The organism is Nostoc sp. CALU 1950 (assembly GCF_051172895.1).
Lineage (GTDB): Bacteria > Cyanobacteriota > Cyanobacteriia > Cyanobacteriales > Nostocaceae > Nostoc > Nostoc edaphicum_A.
Window position 1 is genome coordinate 1 of sequence record NZ_JBDNJQ010000021.1, and the last position, 15,196, is coordinate 15,196.

The following is a 15,196-nucleotide window of genomic DNA, read 5'->3' on the forward strand; positions in this document are numbered from 1 at the left end:
GAGGTCAATAGTATCACCTACAGCCCCAATGGACAACAGTTAGCTTCTGCTAGTGTTGATAACACCATCAAAATCTGGGATGTCAGTAGCGGCAAACTCTTCAGAACCCTTAGTGACCATAGCGCTGAGGTCATTAGCGTCGCCTACAGTCCCAATGGACACCAGTTAGCTTCTGCTAGTGTTGATAACACCATCAAAATCTGGGATGTTATCAGTGGCAAACTCCTCAAAACCCTGACTGGTGATAGCGATAGGGTCATTAGCGTTGCCTACAGCCCCAATGGACAACAGTTAGCTTCTGCTAGTTTTGACAAGACCATCAAAATCTGGGATGTTAGCAGTGGCAAACTCCTCAAATCCCTGACTGGTCATAGCGATAGGGTCATTAGCGTCGCCTACAGCCCCAATGGACAACAGTTAGCTTCTGCTAGTTTTGACAAGACCATCAAAATCTGGGATGTTAGCAGTGGCAAACTCCTCAAATCCCTGACTGGTCATAGCAGTGGGGTCATGAGCGTCGCCTACAGCCCCAATGAACAACAGTTAGCTTCTGCTAGTTTTGATAACACTATCAAAATCTGGGATGTTAGCAGTGGCAAACTCCTCAAAACCCTGACTGGTCATAGCGATAGAGTCATTAGCGTCGCCTACAGCCCCAATGGACAACAGTTAGCTTCTGCTAGTAATGACAAAACAATAATTTTATGGGATTTAGATTTCGATAATTTATTACTTAGTGGTTGCAACTTGCTGAATAATTACTTCATTGCCCATCCAGAAGTGTTAGAAGAGTTGCAATTATGCCAAACGCGATCGCGGTTAGCGCAAGGGGCAACAACGTTAGTTATCCAAGGTGAGAAGTTAGCGCGAAATAATGATATTAATGGCGCTGTTGAAAAGTTTGGCAAAGCGCAGCAATGGGATAATAAATTAAAGTTTGATTCCCAGGCGAGAGCGAAAGAGTTAGCGAATAAAGCTAAGTAAGACCTAACCCCCAGCCCCTTCCCTGCTAGGCGTTGGGGAGTAAGATTCAAAGCCTCTCTCCTCTTAGGAGAGAGGTTTGGAGAGAGGTCAAAGGTGTTGCTTCCATTCGAGAACTGCTATAAATAATCACAAGGTGGAAGGATGGCATACAGCGATTTTAGTCTCGCTAAGGTGAAAAGGAGTTTTGATTTAACACTCGATGAAACTCAGAATTTATTTGTTGATACAAAACCTGTTACACCATCAGAAACTCTCAGAACGATTTTAATAGATTACATCCCTTTAGCAACTGCAATTTCAACCGAAAAAGCAAGGTCAGAGTTTTTAATTGCACCAATCCTGGCAGAGGTCAGACGATTATTAAATAATAAAATCTCGCTCTTCTCTGGAAATGAATTTAATGTTGATGCAACTCAAGGCTTGCAAGGCTTTTGCGATTACATCATCAGCAATTCCCAGGAGCAATTATTTATTTCTGCTCCGGTAATGTTTATTTTTGAAGCGAAAAAAGAAGATATTATCGGCGGTCTGGGTCAATGTGTAGCGGCAATGATTGCAGCGCAACTGTTCAATCAAAATCAAGGCAATGAAGTTGGGCGAATTTATGGCTCGGTTACTAGCGGAACTAACTGGAAGTTTTTATTTTTAGAAGAGACGACTGTTTATATAGATTCGACTGAATACTATATTAAAGAAGTTGATAAACTTTTAGGTATTTTATTGCAACCTTTTGAGCCTGTTTTAACTGCTGTTTAAATATATTGCAGGTGCTAATGTAACTTACCTGGTCAAGTTTTAAAATTTGCTAAAAAATAAGATAAGTTAAACAACTCGTTTACCATTCAGTATCTAGGCATAAATAAATTTAAAGTTTGTAGTAAGGACTTTAGTCCTGATAATCCTTGCTCTGAGCGATAAATCGCTCACTACAAACTAAGAGTTTATTTTATATTTAATTATGTCTACCAACTTACCACTATTCAATTGATATGAGTCTATATTGTCTAGTTCACGGTGCCTTTCAAGCTACCTGGTGTTGGGATTTGCTAATTCCCTACTTAGAAACACAGGGTCACAAAACCGTAGCAATGGATTTGCCAATTGAAAATGCATCTGCTACTTTGTCCCAACTTGCGAATGCAGTAATTCAAGCGCTGCCAAAAACTGATGATGATATTGTGCTAGTCGGTCACTCAATGGCTGGTACTATAATTCCCTTGGTTGCAGAAGCGGTAAAAGTGCGTCAATTAGTGTTTGTGGCTGCGCTACTTCCATATCCTGGAGTCAGTACACTCGATCAATTTTCTCATCGTCTTGATTCTGATACGCTCAAATCATTCAATTACCAGCCAAAAGACCCAAGTAAACTCGAACAATTCTACGATGAGCCTGATATGTATGAACCAGCTTCCGTAGGCAAAGATTATTCAGACGAAGCAGTATTAAGGGATTTTTTCTTTCATGATTGTCAACCGGATGTAGCACAGTGGGCAATCTCGAAAAGTCGTCCGCAACAATCTATGGCATATATATTTGAAACGAATCCTCTAAAAGCTTTGCCGCATGTTGAGCGTAAATATATTGTTTGTAGCAACGATCGCATAATATCTCCTACATGGTCGCGCTACGCTGCACGCAAGCGTTTAGGAGTCGATGCCATTGAGCTACCTTCTGGACATTGCCCACATCTGTCTCGTCCTGACCTTCTTGCATCAATATTAACTAGTAATTAATTTTTTGATTCATATTTTAGGAAATTAACCGAACCGTATTGAGTGTGAACAAGGGAATATCTTTGAAATTTTAATTCGGGATAGACGAACGATATTATCTAGTTAATAACGACATCAATTTGCAAATTGCGACATTGAATTTGCGAATGTACAAGTGACAATAATTATTTAATGGACACATGGAGAATAACGGATTTGAACCGATGGCCTCTGCGGTGCGATCGCAGCGCTCTACCAACTGAGCTAATTCCCCTTGATCGGTATCAAGTCAAGAGTAATATCACTCTTTAACTCAATCCACTATCACCATAGAGTATTCTAACACTCAGTTACCGATGGCTGAGGCTCTTTTTGAGAATAAACCTTCTGCACCCGTTCGAGTTCTAAATCACTGAGATAATCAACAGTCCAGTTGCAGCAGCGTTGGAGCATGTGGAATGGGTAAGTATTTGCTACACCAACAACTTGCATTTGCGATCGCTTCGCCGCCTCGATACCAGCTGGAGTATCTTCAATTGCCAGACATTCATGTGGTTGAAGATTCAATTCCGGATATTCTTTATTTAGGTGTTTCACTGCCAGTAGATAACCATCGGGTTCTGGTTTACTGGTGGTGATGTCATCACCCGCTACGATAATTTTAAAATGCTCGGCTAGTTTAGCTCGGTGGAGTACCAATTCTATTTCTTTGCGAATAGCACCACTGACTAGTCCTAATTTCAGATTCCGCGATCGCACCTGAAATATTAAGTCTTCTACACCTGAATATAAAGGCAGTTTCTCTATTTTCTCTAGTTCCACCGTATAAGCTTGGGCTTTGCGGTACAACAACTGAGTTAAATAGTTTTCGTTGGCTACTCTACCACGATTCGCGAGTAATTGCTGAAAACAAGCGCGATCGCTACGTCCCAAAGAAGCTTGACGCTCACTCACTTTTTGGGGTTGGAGATTTTCTTCAATGAGAATCTCATCTATCAGTTGCAGATGGATTGGCTCATCGTTAATAATCACACCATTAAAATCAAAGAGAACTGCCTTTAAACTCATGCCATTATGCCAAACGCTGGAGAACCAAGTCCCTCCAAATCATTATTATCTATTGATGTGGGAGTATAATGACGAATATTTTCGGTTTTGATTGGTTTAACGCCGCTGGTTACCTGATGTATCCACCATACATCCTGCGATCGCACTGCTTCAAATCCAGCTCCACCCATATTCGCATCTATACTACTAGCAGCATATTCACGAATATATGGCTCCTCAAAAACATCATTGAGCCATTCTAGCTGACGCAGAGTCTTCTGATTGCCATCTAGAATCAATACTTGCCCTCCAGTTACCAGCAACCGGAAGCTTTCCCGCAAAATTGCTAGTGACACCGCATCTGGTGTTTCGTGGAATAGCAAAGAAGCCGTCACCAAGTCAAATGTTGCATCACTCAAACCCGTTTTTTCCGCATTTCCGTGTCGCCAGACTATATCTAAATCGGCATTTCTAGCTTTATCTTCTGCCCTTACCAGCATATAGGGTGATAAGTCCAAACCGATAACTTCTGCTTGCGGGAAAGCCTGCTTTAACATTAAAGTTGTGGAACCTGTGCCGCAACCTAAATCAAGTATGCGTCGTGGTTTCACCTTGACGGCATCAATTAAAGCCTGACGGACAATACTTTCATTCGGTGGCAGAACATATTGGGTAATCGGATCGTAAGTAACTGCTGCACTGGAATTGAGATATCCGCCTGTAACACCATGAAAATTTTGACTACTGTAGTACGCCGGAATTATCACATCATCTCGTTGGAAGCGATCGCATTCTTTCTCCCAGTCAATACTATCAGCGTAACGCTGTAACCCGTCTTCATCAATCAAAAGACGCACTATAGGGGATAAAAAACGTTCCCAGATTGTATCTTGACGCACTGTCATATTGTGTCAGAACTTTAAGAGTTTACTTAAGTAAAGTAATTTTCTTTACAAATTTTAATACATTTATAAAACATCTGCTTTCTCTCTGTGGTGTGGGCTTGACGTTTGTAATAATTTTAGTTACATTTGTAGTATAAAGAGGCTACTCTCTAAAAGTAGTTCTTCAGCTCCACGAAAATTGAGCGAACAAAATGAAAGACAACATAACATTTAAATTGCTACAACTAACTAGTACAGCACGGCGGAAATAAACCACCCATTCCCAATCAACAAAACCCTTACGCTGTCTTCATTTTTAATTTTTAATTTTTAATTTTTAATTCCGCCTTGCGGTACTAGTCCTATCGATAATGAGTTATAAGTCATACTGATACTTATTAGTGACATAGACCCAATCGAAAATATAAAATTCAAAATCCAAAATAGAAACAATTATGCCCTACGAAAAGTTAGAAATTACCACACCAGCACCCGTCTTATCTTGGGCAAATCACTCCTTGGGGCCAGAAGAAACCAAGATGGCCAAGAATGTGGCATCATTACCATTTGTATTTAAGCACGTGGCATTAATGCCAGATGTTCACTTAGGAAAAGGTGCTTTAGTAGGTTCTGTAATTGCAACCAAAGAAGCGATTATACCAGCGGCTGTTGGTGTGGATATTGGTTGCGGTATGAGCGCTATCAAAACATCATTTTCCGTCGAACAACTAGAAGGTAAACTGAAGAAAATTCGCCTGGATATTGAAGCAGCAATTCCGACTGGATTCAACGAAAATAAAGACGTTGAAAAATCCGTCAGCAATTGGCAACACTGGGATGATTTTAAAGACTTACATCGCGGCGTGCAAGACCTACAAGGTAAAGCAATGAAACAAATGGGTTCTCTGGGTGGAGGAAACCACTTTATAGAAGTATGCCTCGATACAGAGAATCAAGTTTGGCTGATGCTGCATTCTGGTTCGCGTAACATTGGTAATAAACTTGCCCAGTGTCATATTCACACAGCTAGAGAATTAGCAAAAATGGCAGGTAATAAATTGCCTGACCCAGATTTAGCTCATTTTGTCGCAGGTACGCCAGAATTCCAGGCATATTGGCACGATTTACAATGGTCACAAAACTATGCGCGTGTCAACCGCGATGTGATGATGGCGCGTTTTAAGCACATAGTTGAGAAGCATTTAGTCGGTGGGAAAGCAACTAAACCTTTATTGCAGGTTAATTGTCATCACAATTACGCCGAAAAAGAAGTGCATTTTGACGAGGATGTATATGTTACTCGTAAAGGTGCAGTCCGCGCCCAGACTGAAGATTATGGGATTATCCCTGGTTCGATGGGGGCAAAGTCTTTCATCGTTAAAGGTAAAGGTAATGCTCACAGCTTCTGTTCTTGTTCCCACGGTGCAGGGCGTTTGATGTCAAGAAATAAGGCAAAAAATGTCTATACACTTGATGATTTGATCGAGCAAACAAATGGTGTAGAATGCCGCAAAGATGAGGGTGTGTTAGATGAAATTCCTGGTGCTTATAAGCCTATTGAGCAAGTTATGGCAAATCAAGCAGATTTAGTTGAAGTTGTAGCAACACTCAAGCAAGTTCTTTGTGTTAAGGGATAAATTTGTAGGTGGGTAGTGCCCACCTTTTTCATGTTTTAACGCAAAGATACGCTGAAGAATAAATGATTATTTTAAGTAAATAGACTTGTCATGCAAAATAGTGAATACGAACAGCACTATAAGAAAAAAGTAATTGATTTCTTTGATAGCAGAACTAGCTACGATAACGATTATACAATTCATCGCGCTCTACCTCTACTAAATTTAGTTCAACTGCAAAAGGGACAAAAAGTATTAGATATGGCAACTGGCACAGGTATCATTGCCATTGCTGTTGCACAAATTATCGGTTCTGAAGGAAAAGTAACTGGAGTAGATTTTTCTTCAGGTATGCTAGCTCAAGCACAACAGAAAATTGAAGAATTAGGTTTGCAAAATATCGAACTAATTGAAGCTGATGCCGAGTACATAAATTTCAATGATGAAAGTTTTGATGTAATTCTTTGCTCTACAGCGATAGTGTATTTTAAAGATATTCTTGCTGCTCTACGTAAATGGTATGGTTTTCTCAAACCAGGGGGAGTTGTGAGTTTTTCTTGTTGCTCTGAGCAATCATGTGGAGCGCCACTCATAATCGAAATTTGTGGCAAACATGATATTTTTCTGACAAATATCAATGAGCCGACAGGCACTCCCGAAAAGTGTCATAATCTGCTTGTAGAAGCTGGTTTTAAAGATATTGAAGTCAAGACACAACAATTAGGTTTCTACCGCAATCTAGATCAAGCTAGAGAATGGAATGGAGGATGGTTTCATCCTAGAAAAAACCCATTGTTACAAGTTTCATCAGAGCAAATGGCAGAATTAAAAGCAGAGTATCGTCAAAAAATTGAAGCAGAGGCGACAGAGCAAAAATCTTGGTACGAAAATCTGACTTTTTTTGTAACTGGCCAAAAGGCGTGAAGCAAGTAAGATTAGTGTGCGACTGAGCAAAAGGAGAATTTTGTTGTAGCTTGTAAGTAACGAATAGCTCTAAGCTTCGACTCTATTCAGCCAATTCATCAAATCATCTTCACTGGCGAAATCTAGTAGTACTTCACCCAAGTCTTCTAACTGAGCCAGGGACAAATCTTGCAACCGAGATTGTAATTGAGAATTAATTGAACCGAGCCGACGAGTTAATAGACGCATCACTAGCCTCAGTTCTGATTGTCTTCCTTGTTCAATGCCTTGTTCAATACCTTGTTCAATGCCTTGTTCAATGCCTTGTTCAATGCCTCGTTGTCTCCCTTCTTGAAGTCCCTCTTGGAGAATTTCTTGATAAATGGCAGATTCTCTCATATCTTCTCTCCTCAAAAACTGACGAATTAGTTCTGGCTCGAATACCAACCCTGCTAGAAGTTGGGTACATACCGATATACTCTGCTTGGTGGCTTCTTCTTCAATCATACTCACTTGAACTGCTACCTGTTGAAGTAAGCTTTGAGGAGAATCCGTTCGCGCCAAAGTTGCCAGAGGTAATAAACCAGGAGATAACAATAAAGGTTCTGGATCTTGTTCCCAGATTCGGATGACGCGGTAACGGTGCGTAGTATTGCGGGCAATAAATCGATCTACAAAGACAGCTTCTGAAGTTGTAGGTTTAAGGAAAATTACTACCTGCTCGATATCACAATTGTATTGTCGATATAGCCGCACCCAATAGTCCAACATCCGCAGTGGCAAGGGTGGAGTCGATGCTGGTAAGGTTTGAAACTCTAAATGCAGTATTTGATTGGCAGTTTGTAAAAAAGTTACTGAGTCGGCACGAATTGGTTCTTGATTTAATTCTGTTTTGAGAATCTGGATATCCGTTGCTTCAGATACAAGTAAGTAGCGGATAAAATCTTCTGGATACTGCTCAACCAGATATTTAAGAGTGTTGTCGTATGTCACTGTGATATCAGTTTGGAGAGAAACTAATGTAGAGACGTGATATCGCCACACCTCTACATAGTTTGTCCATAAAAAAATTTAAGTTTAGGTATTGTTTATTGTTAGCGCTACTCTATGACAAACTAATGCTCGCTGATAGCGCTAACATTTAAATTTGGTGTCTTTTCAAAACTACAGTGTCAAAGATTGAGGATTTGTCTCAATCAATTTCGCTAAATCTTGCAAGAACGCCGCAGCATGGGCACCATAAATAATGCGGTGGTCAGAAGTAATATTGACTTGCATTTGTTGCCGCACGCCAAATAAACCGTCGGGTGTTGCTACTACTTGCGGACGGGATGCCCCGATCGCTAAAATTGAACCTTGCCCAGGTGGCAAAATCGCATCAAACTTGTCTACGCCAAACATCCCCAAGTTCGACAGGGTAAAAGTACCACTGTTGTATTCTTGGGGCTGTAGTTGTTTTGCTCTGGCACGTTCTACCAAAGACTTCCAAGTACGCGATAGAGAATAAATATCCACTGCGTCTGCATTTTGCAGCACAGGTGTAATTAATCCGCCATCATCCATCGCTACTGCTACGGAAATGTTGATATCAGAATGATAAACAATACCCTGGTCTGAGTAGCTGGCATTCAAAAGTGGATGTTTTTGCAATGTTACCGCTACAGCTTTTGCCAGTAGGGCTGTCATTGTCACGCCTTTGGATTTAATTTGTTTATAAAGTTTGTCTAACCCATCGGTGGTAATTGTATAACCAACACGGAAAACGGGCACGGATATGGTGGCTACCATGTTCCGCACTACGGCATTTTGGAAGGTAGTTAGAGGCACGGTTTGACCAGGAACAGCCGCTACCGGTGCGGGTGCTGGTGTGCGAGTTGCTGGGGGTGCAGATGGGGCACTGGTTGGTACAGGTGCGGGTGGGGCAACTGGGGCAGGGGCGGGTTGCTTGCCCTTATTAGACAATGCTTCTACATCCTCGGCGACAATGCGACCGTGGGGGCCACTGCCTTGGAGTGTAGTTAAATCAACTTTGAGTTCTTTGGCTAACTTGCGGGCGCGAGGTGAAACTACAAGTCTTCCTTCTTTGTGGTTAGACCCGTTTTGAGACGCTAAGGCAGGTGTTGCAGCTGTGGCTGTGGCGAGGATTGGTTCAGGGGATGAGGTAGCACTAGCAGCTGCGCCGCCAGAATTGGCAAGAGATTTGGCCTGTTCAATTTCAGCTTCCGTTTCGGCGATGAAGGCGATCGCAGATCCTACCGGGGCAGTTTCACCAGCTTCAACTATGATATGGGCAAGAAATCCCTCATAGAAGGTTTCTACATCCATATCTGCCTTATCTGACTCTACAACCACCACTGTTTCGCCTTTTTCCACTTTGTCACCTGGCGATTTCACCCAGGAGACGATTTTGCCTTCGGTCATGGTAGAACTCAGAGCCGGCATAAATACTTCGTGAATGCTCATAGGGTGGCTTGGGAATCAATGGTTTATGGACTTTAACAGCTTTTATCAGATCGAATTGTATCTTGGCGGGAGAGTTTTGGACTGTTTATATTTTAGGTTGGGCATTGGGAATTGGGCATTGGGCATTGGCTATTCACTAATGACTAATGACTCTAGGAACCTAAATATGGCTTAGAGGTCTATAATACAGAGCTATCCTCAATGGTTGGCCAATATCTCGATGTTGTTTTAGTCATTGACTTGCAAAAACCACCACGAGTTTCTCACAGATTAAATGGGATTGCTATTTAATATTCCTCATAACCACTACTTAAGATACAAGAGCTTCTCACGGATAGAGGATATGGGATGTAGTTCAATCTAGAATTCAAAATTGGTAAAAAACCTATTTGAAATTCCTGTTTACTTTTATGTCGGCAAAGCTGAAATTCTTTTTGATTGTGATATTAAGTATCTCTGCCACGGCTGGTACTGGAGTTTATATTATTCAGCACCAGCAATCTGCACCGATTGTTGAGACTAGTGATGAGCAAACCCAGCAGATGAGAGCAATACATCAGTCTCAGGAAGTTGCAGCATTCTCAGAGCGTTCCGATTATCAAACTATACCTTTAGAAAAACTTAACTCATCTCTCCAAGGCAGTAATCCTACTACCCTTGCCCTGAATGCCTTTGAGGAGATAGCAGTGGGAGGATCGCGAAAGATCGAGGTAGTTTATCCGCAACCAAATCAGGCATTAGTGACGATTACGCAAATCAAGCGGGATAATAATTCAGTTAGGACGGTTAAATATCGAGCGGAGATGACAACCTTTGGGCGATCGCTTTTTATCAGTTCACCCCCAGTCTGGCAAATTGTTTGGGCTGGCTCCCAGAGAGAATGTTGGGCTGGAAGCCGCTCCCAAACAAAGTTAAATCACGTCTGTGATTAGTCATTGGTCATTAGTCATTGGTCACAAAACAAATGACAACGGACAAATGACAAATGACAAATTTAAATGTCGCCGCGAATTTCTTCTACAACGCCATCGCGCAGAACGATTTCGACCTGCATTTTGCTAATCAGGTTATCACCGGTTTCTACCCGGAAAAAGCCTTCCATTTGAAATTGGTTAACTTCCTGATCCTGCTGGAGAAACTGCACTTGCTGGAGGTTTTGCAGCAACTGATTTTTCTGCTCTAGAAATTCACTTTTCTTTTGATTGACTTGGAGTTGAATATTGTCAATTTGTTGGAGGGTCTGGGGACCTGGTGGTTGCAGACTCTGCTTTTGAATTGCCGCGATCGCTCTTTGTCCTTCAACGTCTAGCTGTTGCAATTGCTGATCAAGTTGATTGATCTGCGTTTGCAGCTGCTGTTGTACTTCCTCTTTCCAGAGAGGAGTCACAATGACTTTGACGTTGACGACGCGTTTCAGAAGCAAATTAGACTTGGAGACATCCATAAATATTTCACGTTCACTCTTTACAGTTAGCAGGTGGAATCATCAGGCAAACATGCCGTCAATAATATCGCGATAGCGTTCCGTGACGACATGTCGGCGAACTTTCAGTGTTTGTGTCATCAAGCCATTTTCGATGGAAAACGGTTCCAGGATGAGTTTAAACGCTCCGATGCGGTCATCCGGTCGATAGCCTGGACGATTTTGGACTTCCCGATTCAATTCTTGGCGAAATAAATCCTGGATCATTCTACTCTCGAAGTCAATTTTTTGACTATCTGAGGAAGTTACCTGATCATTGGGCGTATCCAGTATCAAATTTTGACTTACTGCCCATTTTTCTAAGGCTTCGACATTGGGGACAATTAAGGCTCCCAGGCTGCGCTGATCTTGGCCGACAAGCATAATTTGATCGATGTATGGCGATCGCAAACACGCATCTTCGATCGGCTGTGGCTCGATGTTTTCCCCGTTAGTCAATACAATCGTATCCTTTGCTCTGCCAGTCAGCACCAAGTCGTCTTGTGGTGTCAGCCAACCCAAATCGCCGCTGTCAAACCAACCTTCAGCATCAATTGCTTTCGCTGTCGCTTGCGGATTTTGGTAATAGCCTTGCATAATCTGCGGCCCCTTCAACAATACCAAGCCTCGCTTTTCTATTGGCAAAGGTGCTTTTGTCTCAGGATCGACGATTTTAGCTTCTGTAGCCGGGAGTGGTAGCCCTGATGCGCCAATCAAATTTCGCCAAGGACGCCGCACATGGGTAACAGGAGAGGTTTCTGTCAAGCCATAGCCTTGCAAAATCTGCACACCAATAATTTCAAAGAAGTTATCTATATGTCTAGGAAGCGCACCGCCGCCGCTAATCATCTGCTTAACTCGTCCTCCAGTGGCTTCCCGCACCTTGGCATAAACCAGTCGTTCTCCCAAGGCATGGAGGGGTAATAAAGCCGCTGCAATTATCCTAGCTGCTAATCGTTCGACGGGTGAAGCATGAAGATTATTTAAATCCAATCCCTGAGCAACTCGCCGCGCTCTAATATATTTTTCGCTCATGCCCAATAAAAATTTAATTAGGCGTTGCTTTTTGGCTGGTTGTTCGCGGAACTGCTTTTGCACTCCTTCATAAATCGATTCCCATAAGCGGGGTACACCGACCATGTAGTTGGGTTTAAATTGTCTCAAATCCCCTTTTACGGAGCGCAAATTGGTATAAACTTGCGTGCAACCTTGAGAAAGTAGGTAATATTCAACAGTTCGTTCATAGCTGTGCCACGAAGGCAGGATACTAAGAACCATATCACCCGCGTTTGGTTGCAATACTGTCCCAAAGGTTGTCACTTGGTGCATCAAGTTGTTATAAGACAGCATTACACCCTTGGGTTTACCCGTAGTGCCGGAGGTGTAAATTAGAGTTGCTAGGGCGTCACGATTTTGCTTGACTGGCACAAAATTATGATTTACCCCAATTTCGATCAACTGAGAAAAGTTCAGTACCTTTAGGGTTTCGCCTGTAGGTGGTGCTTCATCGGAAAGTAAGATTACTACTTGAATTGGTAAATCGTTGAGGCGGTCTTGTAGTTTTTTAAGTGTTTTTAAATCCTCAACTACGATCGCTGTACTGCCGCTATTAGCAATGATAAACAGTAGTTCTTCCTTTTCCGCTTGGGAGCTACGCACTGCATCAACGCCTCCAGCGGTCATTATGCCTTGATCGGCAATAAACCAGCGAGGACTATTGTCAGCAATTAAGGAAATGCGATCGCCTACTTTTACTCCCAACGCTTGTAACCCAGCAGCAAATAGTTGTATTTGCTCTGCTAGCTGGGTATAAGTAATCACTACTTCTGGTTTAGCATGAGGGTTGTGAAGGGCGACAATATTACCAAATTGTTGAGCTGCCAAAGGCCAAATTTCTGGCAGCGATTCCACATTTGTGTAATCTACCACCCGCTTTAATGCTTGGCGTTCTCGTTCACTAATGTTAGATAAAAAAGAAGACGCGGTTTGGGTTTTTGACATAACACCTTACCTAAATATCGTAAACTGATTATTTTCCAGCTTATTTTGTTATTACGCTACAATGTCGATCCTTATGATCCACATTCCCTTTTGTGTATGATAATTCCAGGAATTCCACGTTTATATTTACAAAAATTTATGGTAAAGTTAATTTACATAGAGTGAAAGCAATGAATTGCGTTTGCATCTAAGAACAGCGATGTCTACGACGGGCTACGCCTACGCCTATTTTTCACAGGAGATGATTACCTATGAATTTTATAGACACAATACTGCTAACGCTGCTCAATATTGCTGCTTGCATAGCATTACCTAAAATTTTAGCTATCCTTTCGGCTGAGAAAACCAAACTTACCGAAGTGTTGCCGAATGGTTCCAAATTACAAATAGCCAAAATTGAACTTACCAGTTTTCCTTATTGTACAGCTTACCCAGTAACAGGTAGTCAATTTTGTAAATTCAGTCCTGATTTCTGTGCCAAGTGTTCTCCGAATTGATGGACTGTTTGCCAAGAGAAATTACTGATACAAATCTGTAATATTTTCAACTTTTGCATCAAGTTTTTCATCCAGGGGAGAGTCAGCCAGTACCGACTTTGGTGTGGCTTCAATTGAGCTTCTTCTAATAATCTTCCCACATGGCGAACTTCCGAGTCTAAACACCAATTTATCGGTAGGAAAATTTCTTAATTGCAGACTACTATCGATATTCTTTTTCTGGTACTCTAAAAGCTGCATATTTCCATTCATTACCTTCTAAATATTCAATTTTAAATTCTCCTTTAGTCACTAAACTAATATCTTTCAGTTGTACTATCGCATTTTCTCCTAATAAAACACACTCAGAGTTGCTAGTGGAAGGTTGATTTGGTGTTGTATTTATTTGATTAATAACTTTACGCTGCAATTCTTGATACTGTTGCTCTGTTATTAATTTAGAATCGTATAACTTTTTTATATCTCTTAATTGGTTTTCTATATTTGAGCCACCTTGATTTGACACGTTATCTACTTGACAAGAATCTGGCTTAAAAGCAATTTTTCTAACAGGATGATCCCACCATTTAGAAACCTGAGTTAACCAATTAGTTGTTCTTGTTGTATGTACTACTTTTACTTGATTATCAGTTATTTCTAAACGAACCCAATCAGTGGATCTTTTTTGAATCAAACCAGCAAATCCCCAAGACAAAACACTTCCTACTGAAACCCCAGAATCTGCTAGACGAAGCTTTATAACTCTAGGTTCTACAGCTTGTCCTATTTTAATTGGAGCCAAAGTTATAGACTTAATATTATTAACAAAGAAAGTAGGATTCTTTTCTGTGGCAGTGGAAGGCTTTACTGCTGTAGAATTTGTAACCAATACTGCTACTAGCAAAATGCTAACTCTCTTGCTCATGCTTCTTATTATTTGTTCTACTGAAAAACGTGTAAATTAATAGACTATAGTAATTAATTTCAGGTTGTCAAGAAAATAATATTTAAGATTAGCCCTGTCAAGGTGGATAAAAATTTTAGACATTAACCTCTTATCTCTGTGTTTTCTATATCTCTGTGGTTAAATTAATGACTAATTCACCGTATAGCCACAGAGTGCGGTGAGTCCAGTACTGTAAGCCGGTTCCCCGTTGTAGCAACTGGCGTGACACATAGAGAAAAAAGAGATTTTACTAATCAACTTTAAATTAAGTAAGTGGGCAAGAATAAATCAAACTACATTAAGTAATGTAAAATTCAATTGAATTAGCTCGTAGTAAGGGCTTTAGCCCTTAAGAGAGGACTAAAGTCCCCACTACAAACCTTTAATTATTTACGCCCACTTACTTATCAGAATATATTTAGTTAGCTTATAACGGATAAAAGAAATTCAAATACTGCTTTGAAGCAATTGTACTAATTTTGCTTCAAACTAAAAATATAGTAAACACCAATTTTGAAATAAGGACGATCGCACATGAGTTTAATCGATGGTATATTACTGACGCTGCTAAATACTGTTGCTTGCCTTGCACTGCCTAAATTGCTAGCAATTCTGTCTGCAAAAAGCCAAAACACTTCACCATCGCTGTCTACTGCGATATCAAAAGATTCTAACTCTGAAATCCCCAGTTTTTCGTAATAT

14 protein-coding genes and 1 tRNA gene are annotated in these 15,196 nt (G+C 41.1%); 7 read left to right on the top strand and 8 right to left on the bottom strand.

Annotation, left to right across the window (positions count from 1 at the left end):
• The 3 genes from ABF638_RS08610 to ABF638_RS08620 all read left to right on the top strand — a co-directional run.
• A partial coding sequence (locus tag ABF638_RS08610; RefSeq protein ID WP_435021972.1) for a WD40 repeat domain-containing protein occupies positions 1 to 984 on the top strand: 984 nt, incomplete at its 5' end.
• A gap of 141 nt (positions 985 to 1,125) precedes the next feature.
• Positions 1,126 to 1,740 (top strand): hypothetical protein, encoded by a 615-nt coding sequence (locus tag ABF638_RS08615; protein WP_435021974.1) that lies wholly within the window; start codon positions 1,126 to 1,128, stop codon positions 1,738 to 1,740.
• 233 nt (positions 1,741 to 1,973) lie between these two features.
• The gene (locus ABF638_RS08620) at positions 1,974 to 2,717 is read left to right on the top strand and encodes an alpha/beta fold hydrolase (protein ID WP_069072544.1); all 744 of its coding nucleotides are present in this window, start codon (positions 1,974 to 1,976) and stop codon (positions 2,715 to 2,717) included.
• Positions 2,718 to 2,897: 180 nt separating this feature from the next.
• Here ABF638_RS08620 and ABF638_RS08625 read toward each other — a convergent pair.
• The 3 genes from ABF638_RS08625 to ABF638_RS08635 form a co-directional block, all read right to left on the bottom strand.
• A tRNA-Ala gene (locus ABF638_RS08625) sits at positions 2,898 to 2,970 on the bottom strand.
• A gap of 65 nt (positions 2,971 to 3,035) precedes the next feature.
• The gene (locus ABF638_RS08630) at positions 3,036 to 3,764 is read right to left on the bottom strand and encodes an HAD family hydrolase (protein ID WP_181927699.1); all 729 of its coding nucleotides are present in this window, start codon (positions 3,762 to 3,764) and stop codon (positions 3,036 to 3,038) included.
• Entirely contained in the window at positions 3,761 to 4,648 is an 888-nt protein-coding gene (locus ABF638_RS08635) for a class I SAM-dependent methyltransferase (RefSeq protein WP_435021977.1), read from the bottom strand. The genes ABF638_RS08630 and ABF638_RS08635 overlap by 4 nt, the downstream gene beginning before the upstream one ends.
• A 434-nt stretch (positions 4,649 to 5,082) precedes the next feature.
• On the opposite strand from ABF638_RS08635, the gene ABF638_RS08640 reads away from it, so the two are divergent.
• Positions 5,083 to 6,264: an RtcB family protein gene (locus ABF638_RS08640; protein WP_435021979.1), complete on the top strand. Its 1,182-nt coding sequence runs from the start codon at positions 5,083 to 5,085 to the stop codon at positions 6,262 to 6,264.
• A gap of 90 nt (positions 6,265 to 6,354) precedes the next feature.
• The gene (locus ABF638_RS08645) at positions 6,355 to 7,167 is read left to right on the top strand and encodes a class I SAM-dependent methyltransferase (protein WP_435021981.1); all 813 of its coding nucleotides are present in this window, start codon (positions 6,355 to 6,357) and stop codon (positions 7,165 to 7,167) included.
• Between the two features lie 69 nt (positions 7,168 to 7,236).
• On the opposite strand, the gene ABF638_RS08650 is transcribed toward ABF638_RS08645, so the two are convergent.
• Positions 7,237 to 8,139 carry an Rpn family recombination-promoting nuclease/putative transposase gene (locus tag ABF638_RS08650; protein WP_435022074.1) on the bottom strand — a complete coding sequence of 301 codons (903 nt, stop codon included), beginning with the start codon at positions 8,137 to 8,139 and terminating at the stop codon, positions 7,237 to 7,239.
• A 171-nt stretch (positions 8,140 to 8,310) separates the two neighbouring features.
• A complete protein-coding gene (locus ABF638_RS08655) occupies positions 8,311 to 9,609 on the bottom strand; it encodes a dihydrolipoamide acetyltransferase family protein (RefSeq protein ID WP_435021983.1) in 1,299 nt (432 codons plus the stop codon).
• 410 nt (positions 9,610 to 10,019) lie between these two features.
• Between ABF638_RS08655 and ABF638_RS08660 the strand changes: the two genes are divergently transcribed.
• Positions 10,020 to 10,541: a hypothetical protein gene (locus ABF638_RS08660; protein WP_435022076.1), complete on the top strand. Its 522-nt coding sequence runs from the start codon at positions 10,020 to 10,022 to the stop codon at positions 10,539 to 10,541.
• 62 nt (positions 10,542 to 10,603) lie between these two features.
• On the opposite strand, the gene ABF638_RS08665 is transcribed toward ABF638_RS08660, so the two are convergent.
• Together ABF638_RS08665 and ABF638_RS08670 are read right to left on the bottom strand one after the other, a co-directional pair.
• Positions 10,604 to 11,053, bottom strand: coding sequence for a YlqD family protein (locus ABF638_RS08665; RefSeq protein ID WP_069072569.1), 450 nt, complete (start codon positions 11,051 to 11,053; stop codon positions 10,604 to 10,606).
• A gap of 42 nt (positions 11,054 to 11,095) precedes the next feature.
• Positions 11,096 to 13,072, bottom strand: a complete 1,977-nt coding sequence (locus tag ABF638_RS08670) for an AMP-dependent synthetase/ligase (RefSeq protein WP_435021986.1) — start codon at positions 13,070 to 13,072, stop codon at positions 11,096 to 11,098.
• A gap of 251 nt (positions 13,073 to 13,323) precedes the next feature.
• On the opposite strand from ABF638_RS08670, the gene ABF638_RS08675 reads away from it, so the two are divergent.
• Complete coding sequence (locus tag ABF638_RS08675; protein WP_435021988.1) at positions 13,324 to 13,569, top strand: hypothetical protein; 246 nt, start codon at positions 13,324 to 13,326, stop codon at positions 13,567 to 13,569.
• A 202-nt stretch (positions 13,570 to 13,771) separates the two neighbouring features.
• Here ABF638_RS08675 and ABF638_RS08680 read toward each other — a convergent pair whose 3' ends face one another.
• Complete coding sequence (locus ABF638_RS08680) at positions 13,772 to 14,473, bottom strand: hypothetical protein (RefSeq protein ID WP_435021990.1); 702 nt, start codon at positions 14,471 to 14,473, stop codon at positions 13,772 to 13,774.
• Between the last annotated feature and the right edge of the window lie 723 nt (positions 14,474 to 15,196).

Coding starts and splice junctions, on each gene's coding strand:
- ABF638_RS08635 (WP_435021977.1), bottom strand. CDS start 4,648: ATGACAGTGCGTCAAGATACAATCTGGGAACGTTTTTTATCCCCTATA.
- ABF638_RS08675 (WP_435021988.1), top strand. CDS start 13,324: ATGAATTTTATAGACACAATACTGCTAACGCTGCTCAATATTGCTGCT.
- ABF638_RS08615 (WP_435021974.1), top strand. CDS start 1,126: ATGGCATACAGCGATTTTAGTCTCGCTAAGGTGAAAAGGAGTTTTGAT.
- ABF638_RS08620 (WP_069072544.1), top strand. CDS start 1,974: ATGAGTCTATATTGTCTAGTTCACGGTGCCTTTCAAGCTACCTGGTGT.
- ABF638_RS08655 (WP_435021983.1), bottom strand. CDS start 9,609: ATGAGCATTCACGAAGTATTTATGCCGGCTCTGAGTTCTACCATGACC.
- ABF638_RS08630 (WP_181927699.1), bottom strand. CDS start 3,764: ATGAGTTTAAAGGCAGTTCTCTTTGATTTTAATGGTGTGATTATTAAC.
- ABF638_RS08670 (WP_435021986.1), bottom strand. CDS start 13,072: ATGTCAAAAACCCAAACCGCGTCTTCTTTTTTATCTAACATTAGTGAA.
- ABF638_RS08660 (WP_435022076.1), top strand. CDS start 10,020: ATGTCGGCAAAGCTGAAATTCTTTTTGATTGTGATATTAAGTATCTCT.
- ABF638_RS08645 (WP_435021981.1), top strand. CDS start 6,355: ATGCAAAATAGTGAATACGAACAGCACTATAAGAAAAAAGTAATTGAT.
- ABF638_RS08680 (WP_435021990.1), bottom strand. CDS start 14,473: ATGAGCAAGAGAGTTAGCATTTTGCTAGTAGCAGTATTGGTTACAAAT.
- ABF638_RS08640 (WP_435021979.1), top strand. CDS start 5,083: ATGCCCTACGAAAAGTTAGAAATTACCACACCAGCACCCGTCTTATCT.
- ABF638_RS08665 (WP_069072569.1), bottom strand. CDS start 11,053: ATGGATGTCTCCAAGTCTAATTTGCTTCTGAAACGCGTCGTCAACGTC.